This window comes from Asticcacaulis sp. P2_C5, assembly GCF_056404555.1.
In genome coordinates this window covers 337,604-351,799 of sequence record NZ_JBFUDU010000003.1, presented here as the reverse complement: position 1 = coordinate 351,799, position 14,196 = coordinate 337,604, and the positions used below count along the sequence as shown (strand labels likewise).

Here is a 14,196-nt window from a genome sequence, read left to right as displayed (position 1 = left end):
AAAAAATCGCATTATATGTTCGATGTCAATGCGATCGACGTCCTAAAAACCAAATACTTATGGGAAACGCGCCCCATAAGCCGCAAAATTAGTGTGAATTATTGTGAGGACCGATCGCGGTAACAAGGCACTCACCAAAGGACCAGATAAAGGGCGACGAGGATGGTGACCACGCCGACGGCCAAGACGTTGAATGAACGTGTTGTTCGGAAGTCGATTGTGCTCAGATCAATCATATTTGCCGGCTCGGCTTCTTTGGTCAGCCGTGAAACGGCGACGCAGGCGGCCAGAGATATCCAGAACACCCAGCCGACCCGATTGAGAAATGGCAGATCGGGAAGATAGGCGACAGGCCATAGCGATCGCAGACCAAGAAAATCAGGATGTGTATGCAGATAGGAGGCAAGGTAGAAGAAGCAGGAAGCCCCGAATCCCACCGTAACGGCGGCAAAGGCACCTTGTGTGGTGCACCCTTTCCAAACCATGCCAAGGACGAATATGACGACGATGCCGGGTGCAAAAAAGCCGGTAAGATTTTGTCCGAACTGGAAGACCTGGTCGAAATCGCCCAGCAGGGGCTTGGCCACGACGGCGGCAATGAGCACGGCGGCGGCGGCGGCGATTCGTCCGATCCGCACCAGGATGCGATCTGGAATCGACGGCCACACAGGCTTCACCACATCCATCGTGAAGATGGTGGCTACGGAGTTAATCTTCGATGCCGACGACGCAACGATCGCCGCCACCAGCGCGGCGAAGACAAGGCCCAGGAAGCCATGCGGCAGGAGCGTCATCATCGTCGGGTAGGCCCGATCCGAGCTGGCTATGTCCGGAGCCAGCACCAGGGCCGCCATGCCAGGCAGCACGACGATGACGGGGACCAGCAGTTTGAGATAGGCGGCAAAGGCTACGCCGGTTTGGGCTTCGCTCAGCGATTTGGCAGCCAGGGCGCGCTGAATAATGTACTGGTTGAAGCCCCAGTAAGAGGCATTCATGATCCACATACCGCCGATCAGCACGGCCAAACCGGGAAGGTCCTTATAGTAGGGGCTCGATTTCGGCAGGATCATGTGAAAATGGTCCGGGAAACGCGTCATCAGGATATGTATCCCGCCGAAAATACCGCCGAGCGAGGCCTGGCCGCCGATTTTGGCCAGAGTCAGGGCGGCGATGACCAAGCCCCCCACCGTCAGCAGTGACACCTGAACGGCATCGGTCAGAGCGACGGCCTTGAGTCCGCCTGAAATCTGATAGGCAAGAGCGAATCCGGCCAGCAGGACGAGGGCGATGACGGGGTCAAGTCCGGTAACGGTCGTAATCGCGGTGCCACCCAGCCACAGAATGGCGGTCAGGTTGATCAGGACATATTGCGCCAGCCAGAAGGCCGCCATGATGTATCTGACGCTCGGACCGTAGCGGTTGGCCAGGAAGCCGGGCATGGTCAGGACGCCGTTACGGAAAAAGATCGGCAGGACGAACTTTCCGACCAGGATGAGCGTCGCAGCCGCCATCCATTCATACGAGGCCACGGCGAGCCCGATGCGAAAACCCGAGCCGGACATACCGATAATCTGCTCGGCCGAGATATTGGCTGCAATTAACGACGTGCCAATCGCCCACCAGGGAAGCTGATGGCCGGCGAAGAAATACTCATCGGTACTCTGTGCGTGGCCCCCTCTCCGTCTGGAGACGAACTGGGCGAGCGCAAAAATGACGACGGTATATGTCACCGTGACCGAAATATCCAAAATGGACAGATGATTACCGCTTGCTGGCACGCGAGCTTCCTAACCGATCAAGCTTCGTAAATGAAGGTGCCTCACGCTGTCATTAAGAATCTTGCCCCGGCTATCGCTGCGAATAGGGTAACGGCAGATTTGGTTCGAGTTTCGTGCGCCGTGTCGACGATTCACCCAGGGGTGACGCAAAGAAGCGGCCCGTGCGCTGGTTTGATGTCGCCTTTGGAGGTAAGGCATCCACATGCACGGGCCGTATAAGGTTCGGGAGGAGATATGCGCCGGTCGGAACTGACGCACAGTCGGGTCGCTATCGAAGGCCAGGGAAAGACTATCCGAAAGCGAGCAGGTCGCCCCAGGCAATGCCAAAGGCCTGCCTGGGGCTGAGCCGCCCAAAAGCCTGGGCTGATGGGCGAATTTACACAGTCGACGCCAGATTTAGAAATTTGCCTTCAGTGTCAGGCTGTAGCGACGATCATTAAGCTGCCACAGAAGGCCGCCTGAGGGTCTGGTCACGTAGGTGTGGTACATGGAATTGGTCAGGTTCACGGCATCCACGGACAGCGTGAAGACCTTGCTGATCTGGTAGCTCGCCGATGCATCCAAAGACGAGTACGGAGCTGCAAATTGGTTTGCGCCGAAGACGCCGCTGCCATTGATCTGGTCAAGATATGAAGAGCGCCAGTTGTACGCGATCCGAGCCTGAACCGGGCCCTTTTCGTAGAGACCGATGATATTGTAGCTGTTTTTTGACAACTTAGGCAGGGGAACAGTTGTTCCGCCCGAATCAACGGCTGAATCTACGTATGTATAGTTCGCCTGGATGCCCAGGCCGCTCCACAGGCCAGGCAGAAAGTCAAAGAATTGAGTATAGCCTGCCTCAAAGCCCTGAATTTTTCCTTTGCCGAGATTTACGCTTGTCCAGATATCGTAGTCGACCCCACCAAAATTCATGACCTGACGCCTGCCGGCCAGGTATCCATTGACGTTTTTGCTGAAGACGCCGAAAAATGCCAGGTTCGACGAACCCCAATAATATTCAGCGGTCAGGTCATAGGACGTCGCGGTCATCGGCTTAAGGTACGGATTCCCGGAACTGCCAGTGGGTCGGCCATTTTCGTCATATTGCGACGGAATATTCGGATTTAGCTCCACATGTGCGGCCATATCTGAGAAGTTCGGCCGAGTGATGGTCTGGCCGAAGGCTGCACGAATTTGAAGCTTATCGGAAACATGCAGCCTGGCATTCAGGCTCGGCAAGATATTCGTGTAATTGTTATCAATCGCGATATTCTGCGTGGTGGTGCCTTGATGCAGGTAACCGATGGATTTCTGATTGGTCTTTACTGCGCGAACGCCGGCCGTACCGTCCAGGTCGTAGCCCATGACCGTTGTCGCGAAGTCGCCGGTCAAATATAATGCCTGAGTGGTCTCTTCCTGGCGATTGATGTCGCCAGGGCTGAATGTTGTTTTGAAGGTGTAGGAATTCGGTTTTCCCGCGAACAATTCAGCGTATGTCTTAACGGTGTAATCAAAGACGCTGGAGTGCGGATCGGCATATTCCGGGAACACACCCACCGCGAACCCAACGCCAGGCACCATGAAGTTGCTGGCCGGCCCGGCATAAGCCAGATTCGGATGCTCTGATACCGGAATCAGAGGACAGGCACCCCAGCTCGGATTTGTGCCCGTGTCGTTGCAGACGCCGGTATTGTCCCAGTTGCCGCGAAGCAGAAGCTTTGCATCGGAGAGCCGTACGCCAGCGTGCAACTTGTTAAAGAAATGGCCGTCGTTGTCGAAGTCAAAATCTTGCGTGAACGCCGTCGTTTGAAGCCGGTGGCGGTCGACGGCATTGGCGAGCCACTCATAATACCAATTATTCGGATTGCCGAAATAGGCTGAGGGAACTGTCGGGTTCGCGGGATCAACGACCATGAATTTCGGGTACTTACCAGTCACATCAAACTTGATGTTGAGATTCGGTATGTTCGCGACGCTTCTGCTTTCATTGTCGTACAACTTGACGGAATCGCCATTTCTGTCCGCATCATAGGTGGCACGCTCATAAGCAAAGTCTGTTTTTGACCTAAGCCTTTCCGTGATCTGCCACTTGAAATTGAGAACGGTAATGTTTGTATTGTTTCTAACATCCTGGTCAAAACGGGATGTTGAAAAAATTTGCGGTGACAGAATGCCGCTTGTCGCGTTCCCGTCTGATCCCCAGGTGAATGTCGAGCCGGCCGCAGCCTTGGGGTCGGTATTTTTGTCATCCCCGTAGAGGTATTCCCCGCGACGTATGAACTGATATTCCGAATGGATGTTCTGAGCCGTGAAAAGCATATTTTCATTCGGTTGCCACTGATAGGCAACCGCCAGCCCCTCGCGGACGCGCCGGCCCGAATCCTGGTATATTTCGAAGGATGTCGGCACATAGAGCGTGGTCAGGGCGCCCTTGTTTGGAAAACTCGCAAACGCCGCCGGATTTGAACTCGCCGTGATCACGTGTTGCTGCTGCTGAAGAACGGCATCCTGACGATAATAGGTTTGACCAACTGTCGCATTGATCAGGAACCCCATCCGTCCTGCGCCGGTTTCAAACTGGCGACTTATCAGGCCGGAAATCGACGGAGACGATTTGCGAGCCCGGTCGTAATAGTTCGCTTTGAGCGAAATACTGTTGATGTCCGACTTCGAATCGAACGGCAACCGGGTGCGAATATCAATAACGCCGCCGATACCACCTTCGATCAGGTTCGAAGCGGCGTTCTTATAAACGTCAACTCCGGCCATCAGTTCCGAGGGCAGGCCCTCAAGATCAGGGGCGCGGCCGCCGTTCGCCGTAAAGAAGTCGTGACCGTCGATCAGGTTGCGAACCTGGGTCATGCCGCGGATGGTGACCGCCGGTTCGGTTTTGTGATCGTAGTCCGTCCCGCCTTCACCATAGCGCCGTTGAATCTGGACGCCGGTGATCCGTTGCAGCGACTCGATTGTGTTCACGTCGGGCAACTTGCCGATATCGGTTGCCTGGATGGAGTCGACGATCTGGTTGGCATTCTTCTTCAAGTTACGCGCGGATCGCACCGAGGCGCGCACGCCTGTGACCACGACAACCGTTTCTTTCGTGTCGGCGGCTGCGGCAGGTGCATTGGCATCCTGAGCGTAGGAAGCGATGGGCAGGGCGAAGGCGAGCGCCCCCGCTGTGGCGAATAGCGCGGACTTATAGGCATTGCGTTTGGACACTTGAATCCTCCTAGTGTTCTTATAATGGCGAACCGAGAAAGCCCAAATTTTGTTGGCGAGCCGTCGCGCCCCCGAAATGAGCCGAGTTCTCCCCACTCATTAAATCGCATTATATGTTTTTTCAACGACAAATTTGTATGATTTATTCCTGGCTCATCGTTTTGAAATTTTGTTGCGCAATTGACACGATGCCCCATTTTGTCCAGCAGAGCGTATAGGAGTGTCCGATATTAGTTGCCCCAACGGCATCACTGCGCGATTCATATCGAAGATGTTTAGAGTCTTGAATCTGGATATGTAATCATACATTATTAGTGCAATAAAAATTATAAATAACCGAAGGATGGAAATTTTGGAATCGAATGACAGGTGGATCAGGCGAGTCGTTATCGTCGGTGGGGGAACGGCCGGCTGGATGACAGCGGCCGCCCTATCTCAAGTTCTTGATGGACGGGTGGCGCTGACATTGGTCGAATCTGATGCGATCGGGACCATTGGCGTTGGCGAGGCCACCATCCCGCCGATTCGCACGTTTCATGAATTGGCCGGCGTCAACGAGTCCGACTTTATCCGTGACTGCTGCGCAACTTTTAAGCTGGGGATCGAGTTCCGCAACTGGTCAGGCTTGAACACCAGGTACTTCCACCCCTTCGGCGTTTACGGTACCAGCAAGGATCTGGGCTATTTCTTTCAATATTGGCTGCGCCTGGCCGACCTGGGCCGGGTTGCGGACATCAGCGATTTTTCGCTGTGCACCCTGGCGGCACGGAAGAATGGCTTTGCGCAACAATCTCAAGACCCCAACCATCCCCTCCACAATGTCTTCTCCGCCTATCATTTTGACGCATCCCTCTATGCCCGGCACCTGAAGACCTTGAGCGTCGCCAGGGGCGTCACCCATAGGCTGGGCGACATAGTGGATGCCGAGAAAGACCAGGCCAGCGGATTTGTGACCGCCTTATGTCTCAAGTCCGGAGAGAAGATCGAAGGTGATCTGTTCATCGACTGCTCGGGCATTCGCGGCGCCCTGATCGAAAAATCAATGGGAGCGCCCTACGAGGACTGGTCCAAATGGCTGCCGATGAACCGGGCCATAGCGGTGCCGTGCGAACGGCAACAGCCCCTGACGCCCTATACGCTTTCCACGGCGCATCCGTTCGGCTGGCAGTGGCGCATCCCGTTGCAACATCGCGTCGGCAACGGAATTGTCTATTCAAGCGCCTTCGTATCCGACGATAAGGCAGCCGAAACCCTCACCGCGAATATTGAAGGCAAGGCCCTGGCGCCTCTCAATCGCATACAGTTTACGACGGGCCGGCGAAAAACGCCGTGGACAAAAAACGTCGTCGCCATCGGACTTTCCAGTGGTTTCATGGAGCCTCTCGAATCCACCAGCATCCACCTCATTCAGTCGAGCATCCAAAGGCTGATCAAGCATTTTCCCGACAGGACCTTTTCCGCGATAAATACGGCCGCCTACAATAAGGGGGCTGAGGCGGAAATCGAAAACGTTCGCGACTTTCTCATCCTGCACTATCATGCGACGGAACGTAACGACTCGGAGCTCTGGAACTACACAAGAACCATGCAGGTCCCCGACAGCCTGACACATCGGATTGAATTGTTCAGAGAGCGTGGGCAGCTTAATATTGCCGCAGAGGAGCTGTTTCAAACCACGTCCTGGCTGGCGGTATTGATGGGCCAGGGTATCAGGCCACGAACCTATATGCCGACAATGGCATTCCAGGACGATGACCTTCTCGCCGAAGGTTATGCCCGGCTTGAGCGATATCTGAAAGGAACGGCGGAACGTTTACCGGATCACCTGGAGTTCCTTCGCGCCCACGGGCTCCTCAATGAGGGGCTTCTCACGGCCGCAACCTGATCGGCACCTGGTAGCGGTCAAACACACATATTGCTTCGATTTTTTGGGTCATAGGCAGGTAGATGTCAATTCAACGTCCGCACCGGGCAGGTTCACGCAGGTGGCATGGCGCATGGCTGTTTGGCGGCTATGCTCTGATTCAGGCGGCCTGCCTCGCCACAGGCGCTTTTGCACAAGCCTGCCCTGCGTCCGGCCCCGCCGATATCGTGGACGTTGACGTGTCTCCGCGATGGTCTGAACCGGGCAAGCCATTCGAAGGTTGGGGGACGGCGCTCGCCTGGTTCGCTAATGTCACGGGGCAACTGCCAGCGCCGGTCCGCACGCGGTTGGCGGACCTGCTTTACAGCAAGGACGGCTTGCAGCTGAATATCGCCAGGTACAATATCGGCGGCGGAAATTCACCCGAAACCAAGCCTTATCTGCGCGCCGGCGGTGATGTTCCGGGCTTCTGGCGCCGCCCTGAAGGCGTTGCGTCAATGGACGACTGGGATCCGCGGGATCCGGAGCAATGGGACTGGTCCGCAGATGCAGGGCAACGCTGGTGGCTTGATGCGATCAGGGAGCGCGTGCCGGAGAGCGAAAGGATTTTTGAGGCTTTTTCGAACTCGCCGCCTTATTTCATGACGGTCAGCGGCCTGGTTTCCGGCCATCAGGACGGCCTGCAAGACAATCTTCGCCCGGGCTACGAGTCGAAATTCGCCGACTACCTGGTCCAGGCGACAGCGGAGCTGGAGAAGCGCCATCATATCGTTTTCCGGACACTCTCGCCGGTCAATGAACCGAACACGCCCTACTGGCATGCCGACAATGCTCAGGAGGGGGCGCACTGGTCGCCGCAACGACAGGCACTTATTATCAAGGCGGTCGCACGCGCACTGCGCAGCCAGAATCTGACCACGGAAATTGCCGGCGTCGACGAGACGAATGCACAGACCTTCATGCTTGATTGGTCCGGCCTCGACGATGACGCAAGGGCCGAGATCGACCAGATCAACATCCACAGCTATGACACGACCGGCAAGGCAGGCGTGCGCGATCTGGGCCGCCGCACGGGAAAGCGGCTTTGGATGTCGGAAACCGATCTATCCCCGCCCAATGTCTGGCAGGACTATGACGACATGCGGCCGGCAATTGCGCTGGGAGAGCAAATTGTCAGCGATATCAATCGGCTGCAACCTGTTGCCTGGGTTCTTTGGCAAGCCGTCGAGAACGAATCAGCCGATCCTAAAGCGGGATCGAACTGGGGACTGATCAAGATGGACTTCTCCAATCGAGTCTCACCCGACATCCACCTGACGTCAAAATACTGGGCGATGGGGAATTTCACCAGATATCTGCGCCCGGGAGATCGCTTTGTTCCGGTCGATGATGACGACACAGTTGTCGCTGTCAGGCCGGGTACACCCGGCTTCACGGCCGTCCATGTCAATCCTGGCGTCCTGGCTCAACGCGTGCACATCAACCTGCCGCCGGCAGCACAAGGGGACAGCAAGAAACGGTCATACACGGTGTCGCTTGTCGTGTCGGATAGTCACCGTCATCTGAAAAACGAATGCGGCGTTGTGCGAAATGACGACGGAACCGTTGTCGTCCCGCCCATGTCGGTGACGACCATCCGGTTTGATCACTGACCGACGGCCGTCGGGCCGGCGCACGTGCCTTGCATTGTATGTCGGATAAAGCGTAAGTTACTGGTTAGAGCGTAATCGAAACATGGGCGAAAAAGACATTTCCAGAAACAAGGTGACATCGGCAGATTATGCCTTCGAGGACGGCAATTCGCAGGGGCGCCTGCATGGATCGCTAGCCCATCGCCTGGCCGTCGATATTTTGAACGGGGTCTATCAGCCCGGTGATATTCTGCCCTTCCAGCTCGATTCAAGCGAGGCGCTGAATATTTCCCGCACGCCATACCGGGAAGCGCTGAAAATATTGACGGCCAAGGGTCTTGTCGAAAGTCGTCCGAAACGCGGAACGCAGGTATGTGACCGAACACATTGGAATTTGCTCGATCCGGAAGTGATGGGGTGGATGTTCGAAACCACGCCGACGTCGGACTTCATCGACGGTCTCTTTGAATTGCGCCTGATTAACGAGCCAGCCGCCGCCGAACTTGCCGCGGAGCGCCGTACCGAGGAAGAGGTCCGACGCATGAAGGAGGCGCTCGACATAATGGGGCGCGAGACCCTGGCGACCGAAACCGGCCGAGCAGCTGATCTCGATTTTCACAAGACGCTGTTGCTGGCTACACGAAATGAAGTGTTGGTCTCACTTAACAGTTCGATTGCGGCTGCCATTGCCTGGTCAACCCGCTTAAAATCCACGGACCCCAAGGACGCTCGCGATAGCTGGCCGGATCATGCCCGCGTCTACGAAGCCATCGAAGCCAGGAATCCCCGTGCCGCGCGATGGGGCATGGAATGCCTGGTTCGCTTCGCACTGGAAGACACACGCCGCTCTCAGGTTCGTCACGCTCACGCCGACGAAAATGAGAACCGGCGATAGATGGTCTTTAGGCCTGGATGATCGTTCATTTTCGAAATTCTCGTCAAAAACAAACAGCGGCTACCGTTCCGGCGCGTCCAAATGGCTATTCCGACACGGGAGCGAAACGAATCATGAAGGTCTTGCCGGCGATCTCGGTGAGACAGTTAACGCCCCTCAGCCCGGTAAAGGGCTGCGGCCTTTGTCTGACGATTCTATTTAAAGTCATTTCGCTTCAAGTTGCCGGACGCGGTTTGACGTGTTAACGTCGACAATGTACAATAATACGTACAATTGAGGCCATCATGAGACACGTCACCTATTCCGCCTTCCGCAACGATCTTGCCAAACTGCTGGACAAGGTTGCGGAGGATCACGCGCCTTTGCTGATCACCCGGCAAAATGGAGCTCCGGCCGTCGTCATGTCGCTGGAAGATTTTTCGTCGTGGCAGGAAACGGCCTACCTGATGTCCAGTCCGAAAAATGCCGAACGTCTCAATGAGTCCATTGCACAGCTTCGAGCAGGCCGCGGTACAGAGCGTGACTTGATTGAAGAATGAAAAAAGTCTTTTCAGACAGGGCGTGGGACGACTATTTGCATTGGCAGGCTACGGATAAGGCGCTTCTTAAGCGTATCAATGCGTTGATCAAGGATATCGACCGCAGCCCGTTCGAAGGAATTGGACAGCCAGAGCCACTGAAACACAATTGGCAAGGTTTTTGGTCACGAAGAATAGATCAGGAGCACCGCTTGATTTACGAGATTTCAGAAGATTCGATTTTCATCGCCCAGATGCGCTTCCATTACTAAACTCCACCTTTAACGAATCCCAGTTTAGACACCCGTTCGCTCAACGGCTTGTCGATCAGCGCGTCGAACACAAATGCCGTCACGATCGCCGCCGCGACTCCCATTGCCCACAGCCCCCACTGTACAGGCGTGCTCAGCCCGAACCGCTCGACCAGTTTCGGCATGGCGCTGAACCAAACCGCGCCGACCAGCGAATGCGTCAGGAACAACGCGAACGACGCCTGGCCCATGCGCTTGGTCACCATTGTCTCGCCGAAGGTCACAGCCCCGGACACCGCGAGCACCGTGCCCAGCAGGCACAGGATCGCGCTGTCCGTCCCGGCGTGGCGTGGCAGGCCTGACAACAGGCATATGCCGGTGAAGGCGGCCGCCAGGGTGGACCAGTAGACGATTTTCGAGACGCGCAAGCCGGCGGTCATACGCTCGATGAGGTTACCCAGAATGAAAAGCGGTACGGCGCGCAACAGTCCCCAGGCAAACGGCAAATCGACAAAGGCATGATCCGCCAGGGTCAGGGCCAGGAGATGTCCGGCCAGCAGAATGGCAAGCGCCAGGCCAGCCAGGACCGCCAATGAGCGGTTATATATCCATGGCAGATAGACACTGAACAGGGCATAGCAGACCAGCAGGGCTGAGATCGTCCAGGTCGGCACATTCCACGCCGGCTCATGGATAATGCCCCAGCCATGAACCAAAAATGCCTGCGCAAACAAGGCCAGACCACCATATTTCTCGGCGTGATTGGGCGCAAATCCGGCCAGGCTCGACAAGGCCACAAAGACCGCAAACGCCGCCAGCACGATGACATGCGACGGCCATAGCCGCGCAAACCGCTTCAGGAAGAAATGCGACCGGCGCATGTGCGAGGTCACCAGCCTCTGGCCATAGGCGCGCGACAGCACATAACCCGACAGGAAAAGAAAGAAATCGGTCGCCAGCCAGCCCTGGGCAAAAACCGGCGATACCTGGTCCAGCGAAACCGGCGCGGACTGGCCGTAATGGAACAGCAGGATAAAGCTGGCGGCCAGGAAGCGCAGCACATCAAGGCTGGCGCCCCCGGCCCGGCCGGACACGGCAACCGGTGCGTCGGCCGCGGCTGTAAAGGAAAAGGAAAAGGACAGGGTTTTCACCCTGCCCTTTTAACCCATACCCGTTAAATTCTCGTTTTGTGAGGTCAAGTGAGGTCTGGAACTACTTCGGGGCTCCACCCGGCGCCGGAGGTGCCGCCCGCGGTATGCCGGCCTTTTCGCCCGGCTTCATGAACTTGACCAGGACGCGCTGGCCGATGAGGAACGGCGTTCCCGCGGCCGACACCACGACCTCGACGACGCGCTCGTCGCTGGCCTCGTTGCCGCCGTCCGACTTGAGCTTGCGGGCGCCGAAGGTGGCGGCGATGCGGATGACCTTGCCGACATAGAGCTTGGTCGGGTCGGCTTCCGGGATGATTTCGACGTCCTGGCCGACGGTCACGGACGGAATGGCGCTTTCGACGATTTCCGAACGCACAATGTGCGGGATGGCGGGTTCCAGGTCGAACATGTTCGACACGTTCAGGGTCGATGCCCCGGCGCCCGGCTGGGCGTAGCGACGGATGATCTTTCCGTCCATCGGCGCGCGAACCGTCGTCAGTTCAAGATTATATTCGGCCTGGGCCAATTGCGCCCGCGAGGTCGCGACGGCTGCCTGCTGGGTGCCGAGTTGCGCCTGCGCCGTGGCAATCGCGTCGCGCGCCTGATCCAGCTTTTGCTGGGCGACAAAATTACTGGGCGCCAGCTTGGCCAGGCGGTCATATTCGCGTTGCGCCGTCGTGATATTGACCTGGGTCAGGGCCATCTGGCTTTGCGCCTGGGCAACCTGGGCACGGGCGCTGTTGACCGCCAGAACCGAGTCCGTGTCCTCCTGGCGCGCCAGGATCTGGCCCTTGGTGACCATGTCGCCTTCCTGGACATAGACGGCGCTGACCACGCCGGCGCGGCGGGCGGCTACCTCGACGACACCGCCTTCGACGTCGACCTTACCGGCCGCAATGGCGGCATAGGGCGAAGGCGGCGCCTTGACCGCGGCCTTGGGATCGGGCTTGGCACCCGGCATCTTGCAGGCGGTCAGGGAGCCGGCCGTGAGGGCCAGGATGGCGAGAGCGGTGGCGGTGGCGAACGTGCGGGACATAGGGGTTCTCTGTTCCAAAACTTAGGCGATCGAAGGCGGTTCGGAGATCATCGTATCACTGAGGATCTTGCCGTCTTCCATGTGAATGACTCTGTCGGCATAGGCTTCAAGGCGCGGGTCATGGGTCACGACGACCACGGCCGCCCCACGTTCCTTGGCCGCCTGGTGCAGCAGCTTGATACAGACCTGGCCGCTCACCGAATCGAGCGCCGAGGTCGGTTCATCGGCGAACAGAAGCGATGGCATCTTGGCCAGGGCGCGGGCGATGGCAACGCGCTGCTTTTCCCCGCCGGACAACTCCGCCGGATATTGCTTCAGCCGATTGCCCAACCCGACCGATTCCAAAACCGCGACAGCCCGCTTATGCGCCTCTGCCTTGGGGACCTTGCAATATTTCAGCACCTGCTCGACCTGTTCGGTGGCGTGCAGCGCCGGGAACAGGTTAAAACCCTGGAAGATAAAGCCACAGTGGTCGAGACGAAACTTGTCGACCTTGCCGCGCGACTTCTTCCACAGGCTTTCGCCCAGCGCCATGACCTCGCCCTCGTCGGGCTTCATCAATCCGGACAAGGCGGCAATAAGGGTCGATTTGCCCGAACCCGACGGCCCCATGACCATGGTCACCTGACCGTGCCAGGCGGTGAAATCGACGCTCTTCAGCACCTGCTGCTTGATCTTGCCGATCTTGTAGCCCTTCGACAGGCCCTTTGCGTTCAAAGCTAGTTTCGCACTCATCGCAACAGATCCGCAGGCTGGCTCTTCTTCAGGACACCGAGCGAGATGATGCCCGACAGGATGGAAATGATCATCAGCATGATGGCGACCGGGATATCGATGAACAACGGAAAGTCCATCGGCACACCGTAGGTCTTGGCCAGCGCCCCTACCCCCCCGACAAGCACCACCGTCAAAGCCAGCCCGGCGATCCCGACCCAGAAACTCAGCTCCATGATGATCAGCCGCAACGATCCCATGGAAACGCCCAGTGCGCGCAGCGAGGCAAACTCCTTGATATTGGCCATGATGGCGCCCTGCAGGGTCTGCCAGGTGATGATGATGCCGATGCCGACCCCGACGATGGCCATGAAGCCGATCATGATGGCGATGCCGCCTTCCTTCAGTATGCCGGTCTGCGAGCTCTTGGCCAGTTGTTCACGCGTCCATGCCTTGAATTGACCGGTGCCCATGGCGTTGAGTTCGGTGGCCACTTCCTTGACGCGCGCAGGGTCCTTCAGCTTGACCAGCAGCGGGCCGACCCGTGGGCCGTCATCGGCGACATAGATTAGCTTGGCGGTCTGGTACGACGTAAAGACCTGGGTATTGAACATGTTGGGATAACCGTCGACCACGCCCGCGACCGTGACAGTCCGCCCGTTCATCTTGGCCTTGTCGCCCAGCTTTACGCCCAGCTTGCCGAGGCTGGTACTGTCGAGGACGACGGCGAACGGCTCCTTCAGTGCCTCGATGGTAGCTTCGGAAAAATCGTCTGGCAGGGTGACGGCGCCCTTGACCGGGTTCACTACGACGACCCGGACCCCGTCGCTTTTCGACGGCTGGCCGTCCTTGGGGAAGTTCGAGAACATGGCCCAATTCATCACCATCGGCTGGACTTCCGTAACCTCCGGGTGCTGGTAGATGGTGGGGATCAGCCGGCGCGGCTGACCTGAGTCACCGAAGATGCCGTCGGCCTGTGGCGGCAGGATGATGATCTGCGCCGGCGAGTGTTCGATGGTAGCAGTGAACGACTTGGCCATGCCCATGAACATGCCAGTCATGGCAAGGACCAGCAGACCGGCGCAGGCCAGGGCGATGACGGCCGCCAGATAGCGCCGCCATTCGTAAATCAAGGTCGATAAGGCGAGAGACATATTACC

Annotated in this window: 11 protein-coding genes; 5 read left to right on the top strand and 6 right to left on the bottom strand. The window is 57.4% G+C overall.

Features of this window, described 5'->3' with window-relative positions:
• Positions 1-131: 131 nt before the first annotated feature.
• The gene (locus AC1DXO_RS07505) at positions 132-1,778 is read right to left on the bottom strand and encodes a sodium:solute symporter family transporter (protein ID WP_476977497.1); all 1,647 of its coding nucleotides are present in this window, start codon (positions 1,776-1,778) and stop codon (positions 132-134) included.
• A gap of 396 nt (positions 1,779-2,174) precedes the next feature.
• Positions 2,175-4,976, bottom strand: a complete 2,802-nt coding sequence (locus tag AC1DXO_RS07500) for a TonB-dependent receptor (RefSeq protein ID WP_476977496.1) — start codon at positions 4,974-4,976, stop codon at positions 2,175-2,177.
• A 352-nt stretch (positions 4,977-5,328) separates the two neighbouring features.
• Here AC1DXO_RS07500 and AC1DXO_RS07495 point away from each other — a divergent pair, with 352 nt between their 5' ends.
• From AC1DXO_RS07495 to AC1DXO_RS07475, 5 genes are all read left to right on the top strand, one after another.
• Positions 5,329-6,861, top strand: coding sequence for a tryptophan halogenase family protein (locus tag AC1DXO_RS07495; RefSeq protein WP_476977495.1), 1,533 nt, complete (start codon positions 5,329-5,331; stop codon positions 6,859-6,861).
• 62 nt (positions 6,862-6,923) lie between these two features.
• On the top strand, positions 6,924-8,492 hold the full coding sequence (locus tag AC1DXO_RS07490) for a glycoside hydrolase (protein ID WP_476977494.1): 1,569 nt from the start codon (positions 6,924-6,926) through the stop codon (positions 8,490-8,492).
• A gap of 82 nt (positions 8,493-8,574) precedes the next feature.
• Positions 8,575-9,366 (top strand): FadR/GntR family transcriptional regulator, encoded by a 792-nt coding sequence (locus AC1DXO_RS07485; protein WP_476977493.1) that lies wholly within the window; start codon positions 8,575-8,577, stop codon positions 9,364-9,366.
• Between the two features lie 284 nt (positions 9,367-9,650).
• A complete protein-coding gene (locus AC1DXO_RS07480; RefSeq protein ID WP_476977492.1) occupies positions 9,651-9,905 on the top strand; it encodes a type II toxin-antitoxin system Phd/YefM family antitoxin in 255 nt (84 codons plus the stop codon).
• Positions 9,902-10,156, top strand: a complete 255-nt coding sequence (locus AC1DXO_RS07475) for a Txe/YoeB family addiction module toxin (protein ID WP_476977491.1) — start codon at positions 9,902-9,904, stop codon at positions 10,154-10,156. Before AC1DXO_RS07480 ends, AC1DXO_RS07475 begins: the two co-directional genes overlap by 4 nt.
• On the opposite strand, the gene AC1DXO_RS07470 is transcribed toward AC1DXO_RS07475, so the two are convergent.
• The 4 genes from AC1DXO_RS07470 to AC1DXO_RS07455 all read right to left on the bottom strand — a co-directional run bounded on the left by AC1DXO_RS07470 (position 10,153) and on the right by AC1DXO_RS07455 (position 14,190).
• On the bottom strand, positions 10,153-11,286 hold the full coding sequence (locus tag AC1DXO_RS07470; protein ID WP_476977490.1) for an acyltransferase family protein: 1,134 nt from the start codon (positions 11,284-11,286) through the stop codon (positions 10,153-10,155). The two genes, AC1DXO_RS07475 and AC1DXO_RS07470, sit on opposite strands and share 4 nt — an antisense overlap.
• Before the next feature lie 61 nt (positions 11,287-11,347).
• Positions 11,348-12,322, bottom strand: a complete 975-nt coding sequence (locus tag AC1DXO_RS07465; protein ID WP_476977489.1) for an efflux RND transporter periplasmic adaptor subunit — start codon at positions 12,320-12,322, stop codon at positions 11,348-11,350.
• Between the two features lie 21 nt (positions 12,323-12,343).
• Positions 12,344-13,057: an ABC transporter ATP-binding protein gene (locus tag AC1DXO_RS07460; RefSeq protein ID WP_476977488.1), complete on the bottom strand. Its 714-nt coding sequence runs from the start codon at positions 13,055-13,057 to the stop codon at positions 12,344-12,346.
• The gene (locus AC1DXO_RS07455) at positions 13,054-14,190 is read right to left on the bottom strand and encodes an ABC transporter permease (protein ID WP_476977487.1); all 1,137 of its coding nucleotides are present in this window, start codon (positions 14,188-14,190) and stop codon (positions 13,054-13,056) included. The genes AC1DXO_RS07460 and AC1DXO_RS07455 overlap by 4 nt, the downstream gene beginning before the upstream one ends.
• Positions 14,191-14,196: the final 6 nt, after the last annotated feature.